The following is a 16,694-nucleotide window of genomic DNA, read 5'->3' as shown; positions in this document are numbered from 1 at the left end:
ACCTCGACGCCAAGACACAACCGGAGCGCGAAATGCAGGTTCTCAGGAACGCCAGGGTCGCGACGATGGACGGGCACGCGGCGGGCGTCCCGCTTGTCGAGGGCGCCTCCATTGCGCTCGATGGCGACAGGATCGCCTGGGTCGGGCCCACTGCGGACCTCCCTGCCGCGTTTGAAAAAGCCGCTGTCCGCGACCTCGAAGGCCGGCTGGTCACGCCGGGCCTGATCGACTGCCACACGCACATTGTCTATGGCGGCGACCGCGCCCGCGAGTTCGAGATGCGGCTCGAAGGCGCGAGCTACGAGGAGATCGCCCGGGCCGGCGGCGGCATCCTGTCGAGCGTGCGCCACACCCGCGGGGCGAGCGAAGACGAGCTTCTCGCCCAGGCCCTGCCCCGCGTCGACGCCTTGCTTCGCGAGGGTGTGACGACGCTGGAGATCAAATCCGGCTACGGGCTCGACGTCGACTCCGAACTGAAGATGCTGCGGGTCGCCCGCCGGATCGGCGAGTCGCGACAGGTGCGCGTCGTCACGACCTGGCTCGCCGCGCATGCGCTCCCGCCAGAGTTCAGGACCGATCGCGCCGGCTACATTGAACGGGTCGTCCTGGCCGGCATGGACCGGGGCCATGCGGAGGGCCTGATCGACGCCGTAGACGGGTTCTGCGAAGGCATCGCCTTCTCGGTCGACGAGATGGCGCGCGTCTTCGACCGCGCGAAAGCGCTCGGGCTGCCGGTGAAGCTGCACGCCGAGCAGCTTTCGGACCTCCATGGCGCGGCCATGGCGGCGGAACACGGCGCCCGGTCGGCCGACCATCTGGAATATCTCGGCCCGGACGGCGTCGCCGCCATGGCGAAGAACGGGACGGTGGCCGTGCTGCTGCCGGGCGCGTTCTACACGCTTCGGGAAACGAAGCTCCCGCCGGTGCAGGCGCTGCGCGACGCCGGCGTGCCCATCGCCCTGGCGACGGACTCCAACCCCGGAACCTCGCCGCTGACCTCTCTTCTGCTCACCATGAACATGGGCGCGACGCTGTTCCGCCTGACGCCCGCCGAATGCCTGCGTGGCGTGACTCGCCATGCAGCCCGCGCGCTCGGCCTTTCGGACCGCGGCGTGATCGAGCCCGGCGCCCGCGCCGACCTGGCGATCTGGGACGTCCAGCACCCGGCGGAGCTCTCCTATCGCATCGGCTTCAACCCGCTGCACGCACGCATCTTCGGAGGGCAGTATGCCTGAGATCATCCTGACCCCCGGCCAGGTCACGCTCGCCGACCTGGAGCGCATCTGGCGCGAAGGCCTCGCGGTGCGGCTGGCGGACACCGCCCGCGCCGGCATCGCCCGCTCGGCCGCGCGCATCGACGCCGCTGCCCGGGGGGACGCGCCGGTCTACGGCGTCAACACCGGCTTCGGGAAGCTCGCCTCGATCAAGATCAAGGCCGAGGACACGGCGACCCTGCAGCGCAACCTGATCCTGTCGCACTGCTGCGGCGTGGGCGAGCCGGTCGAGCCCGAGACCGTGCGGCTCATCATGGCGCTGAAGCTCCTGTCGCTGGGCCGCGGCGCCTCGGGCACGCGCCCCGAGGTCGTCGCGCTGATCGAGGACATGCTCAACCGGGGCGTGCTGCCCGTGATCCCGTCGCAGGGATCGGTGGGCGCGTCCGGCGACCTCGCCCCCCTCGCCCACCTGGCGGCGGCCATGCTCGGCGAAGGGCGAGCCATGTATAACGGCCGCGAGATGGCGAGCGCCGAGGCGCTGGCGGCGGCCGGGCTCAGGCCGATCGTGCTGGCGGCGAAGGAAGGGCTTGCGCTGATCAACGGCACGCAGGTGTCGACGGCCTTCGCGCTCGTCGGCCTCTTCGAGGCGTTCCGCGCCGCCCGCAACGCGCTGGTGTCGTCGTCGCTGTCGACCGACGCCATCATGGGCTCGACCGCGCCCTTCCTGGACGAGATCCACCAGCTACGCGGCCACCCCGGCCAGATCCTCGCCGCCCGCGTCATCCGCGAGCTGATGGACGGGTCGGAGATCCGGGAGAGCCACCGGGTGGGCGATCCGCGCGTGCAGGACCCCTACTGCATCCGCTGCCAGCCGCAGGTGACCGGCGCCTGCATCGACCTCCTGTCCCAGGCGGGCCGGACGCTGGAGATCGAGGCGAACGCCGCCACCGACAACCCGCTGGTGCTCATCGAGAGCGGCCAGATCGTGTCGGGCGGCAATTTCCACGCCGAGCCGGTCGCCTTCGCGGCCGACCAGATCGCGCTCGCCATCGCCGAGATCGGCGCGATCGCGCAGCGCCGCATCGCCCTCATGGTCGACCCGGCGCTGAGCCACGACCTGCCGCCCTTCCTCACGCCTGAGCCCGGACTCAACAGCGGCCTGATGATCGCCGAGGTCACCTCGGCGGCGCTGATGAGCGAAAACAAGCACCTGGCGACGCCCTGCTCCACCGACTCCACCCCGACGTCGGCCAACCAGGAGGACCACGTGTCCATGGCGGCCCACGGCGCGCGGCGGCTAAAGCGCATGAACGCCAATCTCGCCCACATCGTGGGGATCGAGGTGCTGTGCGCCGCGGCCGGCGTCGAGTTCCGGGCGCCGCTGAAGACCTCGGCCCCGCTCCAGGCGGTGATCGCGCGCCTGCGCCAGTCGGTGGCCCCCATGGGGCACGACCGCTACATGGCGCCCGACCTCGCCGAGGCCGCGTCGCTCGTCCGTTCCGGCGCGCTGCTCGAAGCGCTCCCCCAAGGCATGCTCCAGGAGGTCCGCCCATGAACGCGGTTTCGGTGAACCCGGTCGAAGTCGTCCGCGGCGACGGCCCGCTGATCCTTGGCCTGCCCCACACCGGCACCCATGTCCCGGACGGGATCCTGGCGAAGCTGAACGCACGCGGCCGCGTGCTCGCCGACACGGACTGGCATATCGAGCGCCTCTACGACGGGCTCGTGGCCAACGCGACGACGGTGCGGGCGACGTTCCACCGTTACGTCGTCGACGCCAACCGCGGGCCGGACGACGCCAGCCTCTATCCCGGCCAGAACACCACGGGCCTCGTGCCCGTCACCGACTTCGCCGGCCAGCCGATCTGGACCGAGGAGCCCAGCGCCGCCGAGATCGCCGAGCGCAAGGCGCAGTTCCACGCCCCCTACCATGCGGCGCTGGCGGCCGAGATCGAGCGCGTGAAGGCCAAGCATGGGGTGGCGATCCTGTACGACTGCCACTCCATCCGGTCGGTGATCCCGTTCCTGTTCGAGGGCGTGCTGCCAGACTTCAATATCGGCACGAACAACGGGACCACCTGCGATCCCCGCATCGAGGCCGCGGCCGTCGACATCTGCGCCGCGTCCGGCCGCACGCACGTGCTGAACGGCCGCTTCAAGGGCGGCTGGACGACGCGCCACTACGGGCGGCCGCAGGACGGCGTGCACGCCATCCAGATGGAGCTGGCGCAGTCCACGCACCTGGCCACCGAGGCGCCGCCGTTCGCCTACGACGAGGGGAAGGCCGCGACGCTGCGCACGACCCTGGCGTCGATCCTCGGCCGCTTGGTGGCGCTGGCGCCGGAGCTGAAGCGGTGAACCGGCCCCTGGCGAACATCCGGGTCCTGGACCTGTCGCGCGTCCTGGCCGGGCCGTACTGCACGGCGCTGCTCGCCGACCTGGGCGCGGAGGTCATCAAGCTCGAGCCGCCGGCCGGCGACGACTACCGGCACATCGGGCCGTTCAAGGACGGCGAGAGCGCCCTTTTCACGCTGAACAACCGCGGCAAGAAGAGCGTCGTGCTCGACCTCAAGAAGCCGGCCGACCTGGAGCTCGCCCAGGCGCTCGCGGCGCGGGTGGACGTCGTGGTCGAGAACTTCCGGCCCGGCGTGGCCGCCCGGCTGGGCCTGGGCGCGGAGGCGCTGCGCCAGGCGAACCCGCGCCTCGTCTACTGCTCCATCTCCGGCTTCGGGCAGGACGGCCCTTTCAAGGACCTGCCGGCCTATGACCTCGTCGTGCAAGCGATGTCCGGTCTGATGGCCGCCACGGGCGAAGACGGCGGCGCGCCGCTCAAGACGGGCGAGAGCGTCGCAGACCTGATCGCCGGGCTGTTCGCGAGCTGGTCCATCATGGCGGCGCTGGTGCAGCGCAACGCCACGGGACAGGGCGCGACCCTGGACGTCGCCATGTACGACGCACTGTTCTCCATGCTGACCACCAGCCACGCCCAGCACTTCTATGGCGGCGTATTGCCGGGACGGGTCGGCAATCGCCATCCCCTTTCCACCCCGTTCGGCTGCTTCCGGACCTCGGACGGCCAGGCCGTGATCGCCGTGCTGAACCGCGGGCAGTTCCAGCGGCTGGCGGCGCTGATCGGCAAGCCGGAGATCGCGGACGATCCGCGCTTCGCCAGCGACAGCAGCCGCACCGAGAACGAGCCCGCCCTGCGGGCGCTGATCGAGGACTGGTCCGGCCGGCTCACCACGGAGGAGGCCGTGGCGGCCCTGGCGGGCCAGGGCCTCCCCACCGCGCCCATCTGGGACATCGCCCGGGCCGCCGGCAGCGAACACGCCTCCGCGCGCGGGCTGGTCAGCCTGCTCCGCCACCCCGTCCTCGGGCAGGCGCCCGTCGTGGGCCAGCCTGTGCGCTTCGACGGCGCCAAGCCGGTCGCGGAAACCGCCGCGCCCGCCCTCGGGGGCGACCTGGACGACGTGCTGAAAGAACTTGGACTGGAGACCGCATGACCAAGATCGACGATCCCTGGCGCATGCTCTCCGACGAGGAGCGCCTGTTCTGCGAGGTGCTGGAGCGACTCTGCGCGGACCGGATCGCCCCGCTGGCGACGAGGACCGACGAGACCTCGCAGTTCGTGCACGACCAGCTCGCCACTTTGGGCGAGGCCGGCATGATGGGCGCGAACCTGCCGGAGGAGTACGGCGGCGGCGGCGTGTCCGCCCCTGCCCTGCTGCGCGCTGTGGCCATTGTGGCGGGCGCCTGCGGCTCCACGGCCTCGGCCCTGACGGCGCATTACCTCGCAACGGATTCCATCCTGATCGGCGGGACCGTGGCGCAAAAGCAGGCGTGGCTGCCCAGGGCCGCCGCCGGCGAGGCGCTCGGCGCCTTCGCGCTGACCGAGCCCACCGCCGGCTCCGATCCGGCCGACATGAAGACGCGCGCCCGGCGCACGCCGGGAGGTTGGCGCCTCACCGGGACGAAGTGCTTCATCTCCAACGGCGGCGTCGCGGACTTCATCGTGGTCTATGCGGTGACGGATCCCGAGAAGGCGCATCGCGGCATCTCAGCCTTCATCCTGCCGAAGGGGACCCCCGGGCTGCAGGCCGGCCAGGCCGAGAAGACCATGGGGCTGAAAGGCGGCCACGTCTTCACCCTCAACCTCGACTGCGAGCTGGCCGAGAACGCCCTGCTGGGCGAGGAGGGCAAGGGCTTCCGCACGGCCATGCAGGTGCTGGACAACGGCCGCATCGAGGTCGCGGCCCAGTGCCTGGGCCTCGCCGGCGCGGCCATGCAGGCGGCGATAGCATACGCCAAGGATCGGGTCATCGGCGGGGCGTCGCTCACCAATAGTCAGGGCGTCCGCTGGATGATCGCCGACATGGGCGTGGCCTACCAGTCGGCGCTGCTGCTGGCGCTGGAGGCGGCGCGGCAGCGCGACCTCGCCCATTTGCATGGCGGCCGCTTCTCGCTCGCCGCCTCCATGGCCAAGCTCGCCGCCTCCGAGGCTGCGGGCAGGATCGCCGACACCGCCCTGCAGCTGCATGGCGGCTATGGCTACACCCGCGACTTCCCCGTCGAGCGGATCAACCGCGACCTGCGCATCATGCGCATCTACGAGGGGTCGAGCGAAATCCAACGCAACATCATCTCCGGCAACATGCTGGCCTGACCAGGGGTTCGAACCGTGAGCAATCCTCGACACAACGCGCGCGACGTCTTCCCGCCGACCGGCTCCGACATCACGGCCAAGAGCTGGCTGACCGAAGCCCCCATGCGGATGCTGATGAACAACCTGCATCCCGAGGTGGCCGAGAACCCGCATGAGCTGGTGGTCTATGGCGGCATCGGCCGCGCCGCCCGCACCTGGCAGGATTTCGACCGCATCGTCGACAGCTTGAAGAAACTCGAGGGCGACGAGACCCTCCTGGTGCAGTCCGGCAAGCCGGTGGGGGTCTTCAAGACCCACAAGGACGCGCCGCGAGTGCTGATCGCCAACTCCAACCTGGTGCCGCACTGGGCCACCTGGGACCACTTCAACGAGCTCGATAAAAAGGGCCTGGCCATGTACGGCCAGATGACCGCCGGCTCGTGGATCTACATCGGGTCGCAGGGCATCGTCCAAGGCACCTACGAGACCTTCGTGGAGGCCGGCCGCCAGCACTATGGCGGCGATCTCAAAGGCAAGTGGATCCTGACGGGCGGCCTCGGCGGCATGGGCGGAGCCCAGCCGCTCGCCGCCGTCATGGCCGGCGCCTGCTGCCTGGCGGTCGAATGCGACGAGACCCGCGCCGACTTCCGGCTGCGCACCCGCTACGTGGACGAGAAGACCGACTCGCTCGATGACGCCCTGGCCCTGATCGAGCGCTGGACGAAGGCGGGCGAGGCCAAGTCCGTGGCGCTGATCGGCAACGCGGCCGAGGTCTTCCCCGAACTGGTTCGGCGCGGTGTCCGGCCCGACATCGTCACGGACCAGACCTCGGCGCACGATCCCGTGCACGGCTACCTGCCGGTCGGCTGGAGCGTGGCCGAGTGGCGGGCCAAGCAGGAGAGCGATCCCAAGGCCGTCGAGAAGGCGGCCCGGGCCTCCATGAAGGCGCATGTCGCCGCCATGGTGGAGTTCTGGAACCGCGGCGTCCCGACGCTCGACTATGGCAACAACATCCGCCAGGTCGCCCTCGAGGAGGGCCTGGAGAACGCCTTCGCGTTCCCGGGCTTCGTGCCGGCCTATATCCGCCCGCTGTTCTGCCGCGGCGTCGGTCCCTTCCGCTGGGTTGCGCTCTCGGGCGACCCGGAGGACATCTACAGGACGGACCAGAAGGTGAAGGAGCTGATCGACGATCCGCACCTGCACAATTGGCTCGACATGGCCCGCGAGCGCATCAGCTTCCAGGGCCTGCCGGCCCGGATCTGCTGGGTCGGCCTCGGCCAGCGCCACCGGCTCGGCCTCGCCTTCAACGAGATGGTCCGCAAGGGCGAGCTGAAGGCGCCGATCGTGATCGGCCGCGACCACCTGGACTCGGGCTCGGTCGCCTCGCCCAACCGCGAGACGGAGGCCATGCGGGACGGTTCGGACGCGGTGTCCGACTGGCCTCTGCTCAACGCGCTGCTCAACACCGCGTCAGGCGCCACCTGGGTGTCGCTGCACCATGGCGGCGGCGTGGGCATGGGCTTCTCCCAGCATTCGGGCATGGTGATCTGCTGCGACGGCACGGAAGATGCAGATGCGCGGCTCGCCCGCGTGCTGTGGAATGACCCGGCGACCGGCGTCATGCGGCATGCGGATGCGGGCTACCAGATCGCCGTCGATTGTGCGAAGGAGCATGGCCTCAACCTGCCCGGCATACTCTGAAGCTTCAGCGCGCCGTCCAAGCGAGGCGGCGCGCGAGAGGACGCCTATGCGTGCATCTATCCAGGAGGGAAAACGACATGAAATTCGCGAACACGCTTAAGTCCGCCCTGCTCGGCCTGGCCGTGCTTGGCCTCGCCGCCCCGGCCATGGCCGACCAGCTGTCGGACGTGAAGGCCGCCAAGAAGATCGTCACGGCGACGGACATGCACTACGCGCCGTTCGACATGCTGGTGAACGGCACCTACCAGGGCATGACCAAGGACCTGTTCGACGGCGTGGCCAAGGAGATCGGCGCCGAGCCGGTCTACCAGGACATTCCCTGGACCGCCGAGTTGCCCGGTCTCGAGGTGAAGAAGTTCGACATCGTCATCGCCCCGGTCACGATCACGCCGGAGCGCCTGGAGCGCTACGCCTTCAGCCTGCCGATCGCCGACGCCACCGTCGCTCTCGTGCACGCCAAGAACAGCAAGCTGACCAAGCCCGAGGACATCAAGGGCAAGACGGTCGGCGTGCAGCAGGGCACCGCGCAGTTCCGCCAGCTCGAGGCCTACGGCAAGGAGCTGGGCGGCGTGAACATCAAGGAATACGGCACGACTGACGAGGCCTATGCTGACCTCGCCGCCGGCCGCCTGGACGCGGTCGTGGGCTCCCTGCCCAACCTGACCTACCTGGTGAAGAACCGCCCGGAAACCTTCGCCCTCTTCGAGCCGGCCACCTTCGGCAAGCCCACCTATTTCGGCTGGGTGGCCCGCAAGGACAAGGACAGCGAAAGCTTCATCAAGGCGGTGAACGCCGCGCTGCTGAAGATGACGGACGACGGCCGCGTGAAGTCCATCCAGGAGAAGTGGCTCGGCAAATACACCGAGCTGCCGCGCGAAGTGCCGGCCGCCAAGTAAGAGGCCGCCAAGTAACACACCCTGCGGGCGGGGATCCCCCGCCCGCCCATCCTAGCCACGGTGGAGTGGCGATGTTTTCGATCTCGACCTTCGTGGACAGCTTCGGGCCGCTCCTGTGGGCGGCCCGCTTCACGCTGCTGATCTCCGTCCTGGGCATCGCGCTCGGGCTGGTGATCGGGGCCTTGATCTGCGCGGCCGCCCTGTCGCCCGTGGCCGGGCTGCGCCGTTTCGCGGCGCTCTGGGTCAGCTTCCTGCGGGGCGTTCCGCTGCTGGTGCAGCTGCTGCTGGTCTACTATCTTCTGCCCGTGATCGGCATCAACGTGCCCGCGATGGTCGCGGCCGTGGTGACGGTCGGCATCTGCGCAAGCGCCTACATCTCGGAGATCTGGCGCGGCGCGATCATGGCGCTTCCCAGGGGGCAGAGCGAGGCCGCGGTCGCCATCGGCATGGGCCCCGGGGACATCTGGTCCCGCATCATCCTGCCGCAAGCCGTGACCCTGTCCCTGCCGGCGCTGGTCAACGAGCTGATCCTGCTGGTGAAGGCGTCCTCCCTGGTCTCGGTGGTCGGGATCCTGGAGGTCACGCGCGCCAGCCAGGCGCAGGCGGCCACGACCTTCCGCCCGCTCGAGGTCTACCTCGCGGCGGCCTGCATCTACCTGCTGATCAATCTCTGCCTCGCGGCGCTGGGGCGCCTCCTCGAGCATAGGATGAGCGTCTGATGGACCCGTCCATCTTCCTGCAATACTGGCCGCTCCTGCTGAGGGGCTTCGGGCTGACGATCCTGTGCTGGGCGCTGGGCACGGTTCTGGGCATGGCGCTCGGCCTCCTCATCGCTCTCGCCCGGCGCTATGGCCCGCGACCGCTCGGCTGGCTCATCCAGGTCTATATCGAGGTCATCCGCGGCACGCCGTTTCTCGTGCAGCTCTTCGTGCTCTACTACGGCGGCCCGCTGCTGGGGCTGCGCCTGGACGCCCTGCCGGCGGGCGTGCTCGGCCTCACCGTGTATGGCAGCCCCTACTTCGCCGAGATCTTCCGCTCGGGCTTCAACGCCGTGCCTGTCGGCCAGCTCGAGGCCGCGCGCGCCATCGGCATGCCGGAACCGGCCATCGTGCGCCGCATCCTGCTGCCGGTCGGGCTCGTCTCCGCCCTCCCCGCGCTGGTCAACTTCTCGATTATCCTGACCAAGGAGACCGTGATCCTGTCGATCATCACGGTGCCGGAGATCATGTACAGCGTGCAGCGCATGTCGACCGAGACCTTCCGGTATCTCGAGGCGAACCTGGTGCTGGCCCTGTTCTTCTGGGGGCTGGTCGAGTCCATTTCGCGCTTCGGCCGCAGCCTCGAGGCGCGCATCACCCAACACCTGATCGAAAGGACGTAAGATGCTTTCCGCATCATCCGTCGAGATCCGCAAGGTCAACAAATTCTACGGCCCCTTCCACGCCCTCAAGGACGTGGACCTTTCGGTCAGGCCGGGCGAGGTGACGTGCCTGATCGGGCCTTCGGGATCCGGCAAGTCGACGCTGCTTCGCTGCATCAACTTCCTCGAAGAGTACGACTCCGGCGAGATCACGGTGGACGGCCAGCTGATCGGCTACCTGACCCCGGGCGGCCGCAAGATGCCGGGCCGCAAGCTGCGCGAGATGCGCCGCTCCATCGGCATGGTGTTCCAGCAATTCAACCTGTGGCCGCACATGACGGCCCTGCAGAACGTCGCCGAGGGCCTGATCCGGGTGCGTGGCCTGCCGAAGGCCGAGGCCGAGGCCCGCGCCGCCGAGGCGCTGAACAAGGTGGGGCTGGCCGACAAGATGGCCAACCACCCTTCCCGCCTCTCTGGCGGGCAGCAGCAGCGCGTCGCCATCGCGCGCGCCATCGCCATGGAGCCGCGGCTCATGCTGTTCGACGAGCCGACCTCCGCGCTCGACCCGGAGCTCGTCGGCGAGGTGCTGGCCGTGATGAAGACGCTGGCGTCCGAAGGCATGACCATGGTGGTCGTGACCCACGAGATGGGCTTCGCCGCCCATGTGGCGGACCGGGTGGCCTTCATGGAAAAAGGCGAGCTGGTCGGCGTGGACGCGCCCGACCGCATCCTGCACCGCCCAGCGGACCCGCGCATCCAGGCCTTCCTGCGGACCTACCACGAGCGCAACAGCTTCTGACGAGCCGGTATTCCCCGCTCACCCCGAACAGTTTCGGCAAGGCGACGCCCGCACCCGAAATGGCAGGTAATCGCGTCCGTCCCGCCTTCGCGAGAAGGTGGCGAGGTCCAGGCACGACCTCACGAAGGATGCGACCGATGACCCTACGAAGCTGTTTACGCAGCCCCGATCGAAGCCTCGATGGCCGCCTCGGCGACACGCTGGAAGCGCGCGCAAGGGCCCTCGGGACCGACGCTCTGCCGGCTGACGCGGGCGCCCTCGACCAGCAGGGACAACGTGTCCGCGAGCATCTCCGGGTCGCGGGCGCCGACGCGCCGGCACAGCCCGGCGAGCCGGTCGCGCTGCGAGCGCTTGAAGTCCTCGACCACCTTGCGGGCGGGGTGGTCTTCGTCGGGCAGCTCGATGGCCGCGTTGGCGAGGTCGCATCCGCGCGAATCGCACGTGGCGCTCATCTTCACCCACGCGCGCAGCTGGCTCAGCGGGTCGTCCGGATAGGCGGCGTCGAACTCGGCCCACTTGTCTGCGACGGCGCGCGCCTGGTCGCGAAGGCACTCGGCCACCAGCTCGTCCTTGGAGCCGAAGTGCCTGTAGAGCGTCATCTTGTTGGTGCCGGCGGCCTCGGCGATGGAATCCACGCCGCAGCCCTTGATCCCGAATTTCCGGAACATGTCGCGCGCGGCGTCAAGGATGCGATCCCGCGGGCGGCTCTTGGACGGGCAGGTCAGGCCCATGGTGTCCTCACGCACAAAACACATTGCAGGGGGTTGACGCGGGTGTGACCGGTCAGTAACTTCCCCTCGCGTTACTGACCGGTAACACCCTTCCAGATTGGCGTCAACGATCTCGCGCCGGGGCCCTCCCCGGACCGGACGAGCCTTCTCTGGAGCGTGCCGCCGCCGGAGATATGCCATGAAGCCTTTGTCCCCCGATCTCACTCTCGATGAACTCCTTACCGATCCGCTGGTTCGGGCGCTCATGCGCGCCGACGGCGTGAACCCTGCCGCGGCGGAGCGCGAATTGCGCGCGGTCCGCGTCCGCCCGACGGAGATTCGCAGGCTCGCCAGTGCGGAGCCGCACAGCCTGCTCGCGGACCTTCGTCACCTGGTGACGGACTGCATCCACTTCAACGAATCCACCGCCGCGGCCGCCGGCCGCCTGCGCAAGGCCGAACAGCCATGGTGAGCTTCTTCATCCAGCGGCCGATCTTCGCGTCCGCCATCGCCGTGATCATGGTGATGGCGGGCGCCATCTGCTACCTCACGCTGCCCGTGGCCCAGTTCCCGGACATCACCCCGCCGCAGGTGGTGGTCAGCGCGAAGTACCCGGGCGCCAGCGCCCAGGTGGTGGCCGACACGGTCACGACCCCGCTCGAGCAGCAGATCAACGGCGTCGAGGGCATGACCTACATGTCCTCGTCGAGCTCCAACGACGGCAGCGCGACGATCACGATCACGTTCGACGTGGGCTATCCGCTGAGCACGGCCGCGGTGGACGTGCAGAACCGCGTCTCCCAGGCGGCCTCGTCCCTGCCGGCGATCGTCAACCAGTCGGGCGTGACGATCAAAAAGCAGAACCCCAACTTCGTGCTGATCGTGAACCTGACGTCGCCGGACCGCTCGGTCGACCCGGTAGCGCTGAGCAACTACGCCTACCTGCAGATCGTGGACCCGCTGAAGCGCCTGCCCGGCGTGGGCGACGTGCAGATCTTCGGCGAGCGCCGCTATTCCATGCGCGTCTGGCTGGACCCCGACAAGCTCGCCAAGCTCGGCATCACGGCCACCGACGTGCAGGCGGCGGTGGCCGAGCAGAACGTGCAGGTGGCGGCCGGCAAGATCGGCCAGTCGCCGGCGCCGGCCGGCACCGCCTTCGAGATGCAGGTGAACGCCGTCGGGCGCCTCAGCACGCCGGAGCAGTTCGGCGACATCGTGGTGCGCGCCGACCCGGCGAGCGGCGCCGTGGTGCGCCTGCGGGACGTGGCGCGCATCGAGCTGGGCGCCCTGCAATACGCGTCCTCCGCCTTCTTCGGCGAGGACCCCACGGTCGTGCTGGCCGTCTACCAGATGCCCGGCTCGAACGCGCTCGACCTGCAGCAGCGGGTCAAGGACAAGATGCAGGAGCTCTCCGCACGCTTCCCCAAGGGCGTGGCCTACGGCATGCACTACGACACGACCCGGTTCGTCTCCGCCTCCATGCACGACGTGCTGGTGACCCTCGGAGAGGCGCTCGTGCTCGTGGTCGCGGTCGTGTTCCTGTTCCTGCAGAACTGGCGCACCACGATCATTCCCACGATCGCCATCCCGGTGTCGCTGATCGCCACCCTGGTGGTGATGAAGCTGCTCGGCTTCTCGCTCAACATGCTGAGCCTGCTCGGCATGGTGCTGGCCATCGGCCTCGTGGTGGACGACGCCATTGTGGTGGTGGAGAACGTGGAGCGGCAACTCGAGGCCGGCCTGAAGCCGCTGGAGGCGACACGCAGGGCCATGGCCGAGGTGACCGGTCCCATCATCGCCACCACGGCGGTGCTGATGGCCGTGTTCATCCCGGTCGCCTTCATCCCGGGCGTCGCCGGCCGGCTCTACAACCAGTTCGCCCTCACGGTGGCGATCTCGGTCGGCATCTCCGCCTTTAATTCGCTCACACTCAGCCCGGCGCTGAGCGCCGCCTTCCTGCGCCACCGGCCGGCCTCGACTTTCCCGCCGTTCCGCTTGTTCAACGCGATGTTCGACTGGCTGTCCCACGCCTATGCGCGTGGGGTCCGCGGCCTCATCCGCCTGCGCTGGGCCATGCTGGCGCTCTTCGTGGCGGGGCTCGGGGCGACCTACGCCACCTGGAGCCGCATTCCATCCACCTTCCTTCCCGTGGAGGACCAGGGCTACTTCTTCGTGGTCGTCCAGCTGCCTGACGGCGCGTCGCTGGAGCGTACGGACGCGGTCGCCCGCAAGGTGCGGGAGGAATTGATGAAGACGCCTGGCGTCGACATCGTCGGCTCGATCAGCGGCCTCAACTTCCTCACCGGCGCGGCGCAGTCCAACTCGGCCGTCGAGTTCGCCATCCTGAAGCCGTGGGACGAGCGCGGGCCGGACCAGAACGCCTCGAAGATCGTTTCCGAGGTGCGCCCCCGGCTGCTCGGCATCCCCGACGCCATCGCGCTGAGCTTCGACCCGCCGTCCATCCCGGGTCTGGGCGCCACGGGCGGCTTCGAGTTCCAGGTGCAGGACCTCACGGGCCGCGGCAGCGCCGTGCTCAACGAGGTCACCCAGCAGCTGATCGCCGAGGCGCGCAAGCAGCCGGAACTCAACGCCCACCAACTCTTCACCACCTTCAGCACGTCGACGCCGCAGTACACCTACGACCTCGACCGCAACAAGGCGAAGATGCTGGGCCTGAACCTGCCGGACGTGTTCAACACCCTGCAGATCTACCTTGGCTCGCTCTACGTGAACGACTTCAACCTGTTCGGGCGCACCTTCCGGGTCACCCTGCAGGCTGACAAGGACGCGCGCGCCTCCTCGGACGACATCTCGCGGCTGTATGTCCGGAACTCGACCGGCGGCATGGTGCCGCTCAGCACGCTGGGCTCGCTCAAGCCGACGGTCGGGCCCGAAACGGTGCCGCACTACAACAACAACCCGTCCGCCCTGATCAACGGCGGCGCCGCGCCGGGCTACAGCTCGGGCCAGGCCGTCGCCGCCATGGAGCGCGTGGCGGCCTCCGTGCTGCCGCGCGACTTCGGCTTCGAGTGGACGGGCATCACGTTCCAGGAGCTCAAGGCGGGTTCGGTCGCCACCGTGGTGTTCGCCCTCGCCATCGGGTTCGTGTTCCTGATCCTGGCTGCCCAGTACGAGAGTTGGACCATGCCCTTCATGGTGCTGCTCTCCGTGCCGCTGGCGCTCTTCGGAGCCTTGGCGGCCCTGTGGACGCGCGGGATGCAGATCGACGTCTACTCGCAGATCGGCTTCGTCATGCTCATCGGCCTTGCGGCCAAGAACGCGATCCTGATCGTCGAGTTCGCCAAGCGCCGCCGCGAGGAGGGCCTCTCCATCGTGGAGGCCGCCATGGAGGCGGCCCGGTTGCGGCTGCGGCCGATCCTGATGACGGCCTTCGCCTTCATCCTGGGCGTCGTGCCCCTGATGCTGGCGACCGGCGCGGGCGCGGCGAGCCGTCGTTCCATCGGCACGACCGTGTTCGGCGGCATGCTGGCCGCCACCCTGCTGACGCTGGTGTTCACGCCCGTCTTCTACGCCGTGATCGAGCGGCTGCGCGAAGGGCGCGGCCATGTCGAGCCCGGCCACCCCGACCACGCCCATTCCCATCAGGCGAGCTTCCAACAAGCTGCCGAATAGGTTCCGGAGATCCCCCATGCGCAAGCTCATCGTGACGCTCGGCGCCGGCGGCGCCATCGCCGCCGTGGTCCTACTCAGTCCTCCCGTGCGCGACCGCCTGGGCCTCGGCGCCCCGGCGGCCACACAGGCGACCGCCGCCCCGGCGCCCATGGCCATGCCGGCCCCGGTCGCGTCGGTGGTCAAGAAGACGCTGCCCGTCTACCTCGACTACGCGGCCCGGACCGAGGCCGTGCGCAGCGTCGCCCTCCAAGCCAAGGTGTCCGGCTACGTGCTCGAGCAGCACGTGGCGGATGGCGCCGACGTGAAGGCGGGCGACCTGCTCTACCGCATCGATCCGCGGGACTTCGAGGCCGCGCTTGAGCAGGCGAAGGCGCAGCTCCAGCGCGACCAGGCCTCGCTGGATTATCTGAAGTCGAGCCTCGACCGGGGCGAGGAGCTCGCCAGGCGCGGCTTCCTCGCCAAGGACAACTTCGACCAGCGCACAAGCTCCGTGCGCCAGGCCGAAGCCGCCCTGGACATCGATCGCGCCGCCATCCGGACGGCCGAACTGAACCTGGAGCGCGCCTCCATCCGGGCGCCCTTCGCGGGCCGCCTGGGGCGCGACCAGGCCCCGGTCGGCACGCTGATCAATGCCGGCGGGGGCCCGCTCAACACGCTGGTCCAGTTGAACCCGATCTACGTCACCTTCAATCCGAGCGAAACGGACCTGGCCGCCATCCAGAAGGCGCAGGCGCGCGGCGCTGATCTGGAGGCGGAGGTCTCCGTTCCGGGCCAGGAGGGCTCCGCCCACCAGGGACGGCTGACCTTCCTGGACAACACCGTCGACCGGTTGACCGGAGCCATCACGGCCCGGGCCACCATCGCGAATGACGACCAGTCCCTCCTCCCGGGCCAGTACGTGCGCATCCGGCTCCGGGTTGGCGAGCAGCCGGACGCGCTGCTCGTTCCGCAGGCGGCAGTCGGTTCGAGCCAGCTGGGCAAGCACCTGTACATCGTGGGTGAAGGCAGCCGGGTCGAGCAGAGGCCGGTCGTGCTCGGACAGACGGACGGCGAGCTGGTGTCCGTCACGCGAGGCGTCGCGGAGGGCGAGCGAGTCGTGGTCGGCAATCTGCAGAAGCTCGGACCGGGAGCGCTCGTTCAGCCCCTTCCCACCAAGACCGCCGCCGCTTCGCCCTGACCGGCGATCAGCCGCCAACGGAGCTTGGAACCTCCTGTGGCGGCTGGAGCCTCAGCGACGCACCGGACAGGGATGCACGGCCCCGTCGAAGCCCCGGTACGTGCGCGTCCCGGGGTCGAAGGTCTTGTATTTCTCGCACCCTAGATTGCCAGATCCCGAGCTGGGGGCGGGCGCGGGCGCTGCAACAGGCGCGCTTGGACCACCCAGCGCGCCCGTCTCCACGTCCAGATGGTCTGGAGAAGCGGGTTCAGGCGCCGCGGCTGTGTCGACGGACCGTCCGGGGGCTTCGGACGCGACGCTAGGCGTCTCGACGGGAGGAGCAGGCGCGGCGGAGGCTGGATCTTCCACCCGCTGCGCTGGAGCATTCACGGCCACACCAGGGTTCGCCATTTCGAACCCTGGTGTGGCGCTGGTCCAGGCCCACCAGGCGGAGGACACGCAAGCGCCCAGAAACGCCAGCGCGCACAGTCCTCGAACCAAGGCGAGGGCAGCCTTTGAGATCCTCATCGGCGTTACTCCTGACAACGACGCCGAACGGGTGCTTCTTTCAAGTCTGGCCTAG

Annotated in this window: 14 protein-coding genes; 13 read left to right on the top strand and 1 reads right to left on the bottom strand. The window is 69.2% G+C overall.

Translation table 11 applies throughout. The annotated features are described in order from the left end of the window. Window positions 1-32: 32 nt before the first annotated feature. The 10 genes from hutI (at window position 33) to SLNSH_RS09200 (ending at window position 10,612) form a co-directional block, all read left to right on the top strand. A complete protein-coding gene (gene hutI, locus SLNSH_RS09245; RefSeq protein ID WP_106336380.1) occupies window positions 33-1,235 on the top strand; it encodes an imidazolonepropionase in 1,203 nt (400 codons plus the stop codon). Next, window positions 1,228-2,769, top strand: coding sequence for a histidine ammonia-lyase (gene hutH, locus SLNSH_RS09240; protein ID WP_106336379.1), 1,542 nt, complete (start codon window positions 1,228-1,230; stop codon window positions 2,767-2,769). The genes hutI and hutH overlap by 8 nt, the downstream gene beginning before the upstream one ends. 11 nt (window positions 2,770-2,780) lie before the next feature. After that, window positions 2,781-3,572 carry an N-formylglutamate deformylase gene (hutG, locus tag SLNSH_RS09235; RefSeq protein WP_106336483.1) on the top strand — a complete coding sequence of 264 codons (792 nt, stop codon included), beginning with the start codon at window positions 2,781-2,783 and terminating at the stop codon, window positions 3,570-3,572. Further along, window positions 3,569-4,717, top strand: coding sequence for a CaiB/BaiF CoA transferase family protein (locus SLNSH_RS09230; protein ID WP_106336378.1), 1,149 nt, complete (start codon window positions 3,569-3,571; stop codon window positions 4,715-4,717). The genes hutG and SLNSH_RS09230 overlap by 4 nt, the downstream gene beginning before the upstream one ends. Next, on the top strand, window positions 4,714-5,877 hold the full coding sequence (locus SLNSH_RS09225) for an acyl-CoA dehydrogenase family protein (protein WP_196240230.1): 1,164 nt from the start codon (window positions 4,714-4,716) through the stop codon (window positions 5,875-5,877). Before SLNSH_RS09230 ends, SLNSH_RS09225 begins: the two co-directional genes overlap by 4 nt. 15 nt (window positions 5,878-5,892) lie before the next feature. Continuing rightward, window positions 5,893-7,557 (top strand): urocanate hydratase, encoded by a 1,665-nt coding sequence (hutU, locus tag SLNSH_RS09220; RefSeq protein WP_106336377.1) that lies wholly within the window; start codon window positions 5,893-5,895, stop codon window positions 7,555-7,557. Between the two features lie 77 nt (window positions 7,558-7,634). Then, on the top strand, window positions 7,635-8,453 hold the full coding sequence (locus SLNSH_RS09215; RefSeq protein ID WP_106336376.1) for a transporter substrate-binding domain-containing protein: 819 nt from the start codon (window positions 7,635-7,637) through the stop codon (window positions 8,451-8,453). A 71-nt stretch (window positions 8,454-8,524) separates the two neighbouring features. After that, window positions 8,525-9,172, top strand: a complete 648-nt coding sequence (locus tag SLNSH_RS09210; protein ID WP_106336375.1) for an amino acid ABC transporter permease — start codon at window positions 8,525-8,527, stop codon at window positions 9,170-9,172. Beyond that, the gene (locus tag SLNSH_RS09205) at window positions 9,172-9,834 is read left to right on the top strand and encodes an amino acid ABC transporter permease (RefSeq protein WP_106336374.1); all 663 of its coding nucleotides are present in this window, start codon (window positions 9,172-9,174) and stop codon (window positions 9,832-9,834) included. Before SLNSH_RS09210 ends, SLNSH_RS09205 begins: the two co-directional genes overlap by 1 nt. A 1-nt stretch (window position 9,835) precedes the next feature. Beyond that, entirely contained in the window at window positions 9,836-10,612 is a 777-nt protein-coding gene (locus tag SLNSH_RS09200) for an amino acid ABC transporter ATP-binding protein (protein ID WP_106336373.1), read from the top strand. 155 nt (window positions 10,613-10,767) lie between these two features. Here SLNSH_RS09200 and SLNSH_RS09195 read toward each other — a convergent pair whose 3' ends face one another. Further along, entirely contained in the window at window positions 10,768-11,343 is a 576-nt protein-coding gene (locus tag SLNSH_RS09195) for a TetR/AcrR family transcriptional regulator (RefSeq protein ID WP_106336372.1), read from the bottom strand. A gap of 178 nt (window positions 11,344-11,521) precedes the next feature. Here SLNSH_RS09195 and SLNSH_RS09190 point away from each other — a divergent pair, with 178 nt between their 5' ends. Genes SLNSH_RS09190 through SLNSH_RS09180 form a run of 3 tightly spaced genes read left to right on the top strand, consistent with a single transcriptional unit; the run spans window position 11,522 to window position 16,132 of the window. Further along, entirely contained in the window at window positions 11,522-11,794 is a 273-nt protein-coding gene (locus SLNSH_RS09190; protein WP_106336371.1) for a hypothetical protein, read from the top strand. Continuing rightward, complete coding sequence (locus SLNSH_RS09185) at window positions 11,788-14,955, top strand: efflux RND transporter permease subunit (RefSeq protein ID WP_106336370.1); 3,168 nt, start codon at window positions 11,788-11,790, stop codon at window positions 14,953-14,955. The genes SLNSH_RS09190 and SLNSH_RS09185 overlap by 7 nt, the downstream gene beginning before the upstream one ends. 16 nt (window positions 14,956-14,971) lie before the next feature. Next, window positions 14,972-16,132: an efflux RND transporter periplasmic adaptor subunit gene (locus SLNSH_RS09180; RefSeq protein WP_106336369.1), complete on the top strand. Its 1,161-nt coding sequence runs from the start codon at window positions 14,972-14,974 to the stop codon at window positions 16,130-16,132. Window positions 16,133-16,694: the final 562 nt, after the last annotated feature.

It is taken from the genome of Alsobacter soli (genome assembly GCF_003004785.1).
GTDB classification, from domain to species: domain Bacteria; phylum Pseudomonadota; class Alphaproteobacteria; order Rhizobiales; family Beijerinckiaceae; genus Alsobacter; species Alsobacter soli.
Note: the sequence above shows the minus strand (reverse complement) of the source record. Positions and strands in the feature narration are given on the sequence as shown.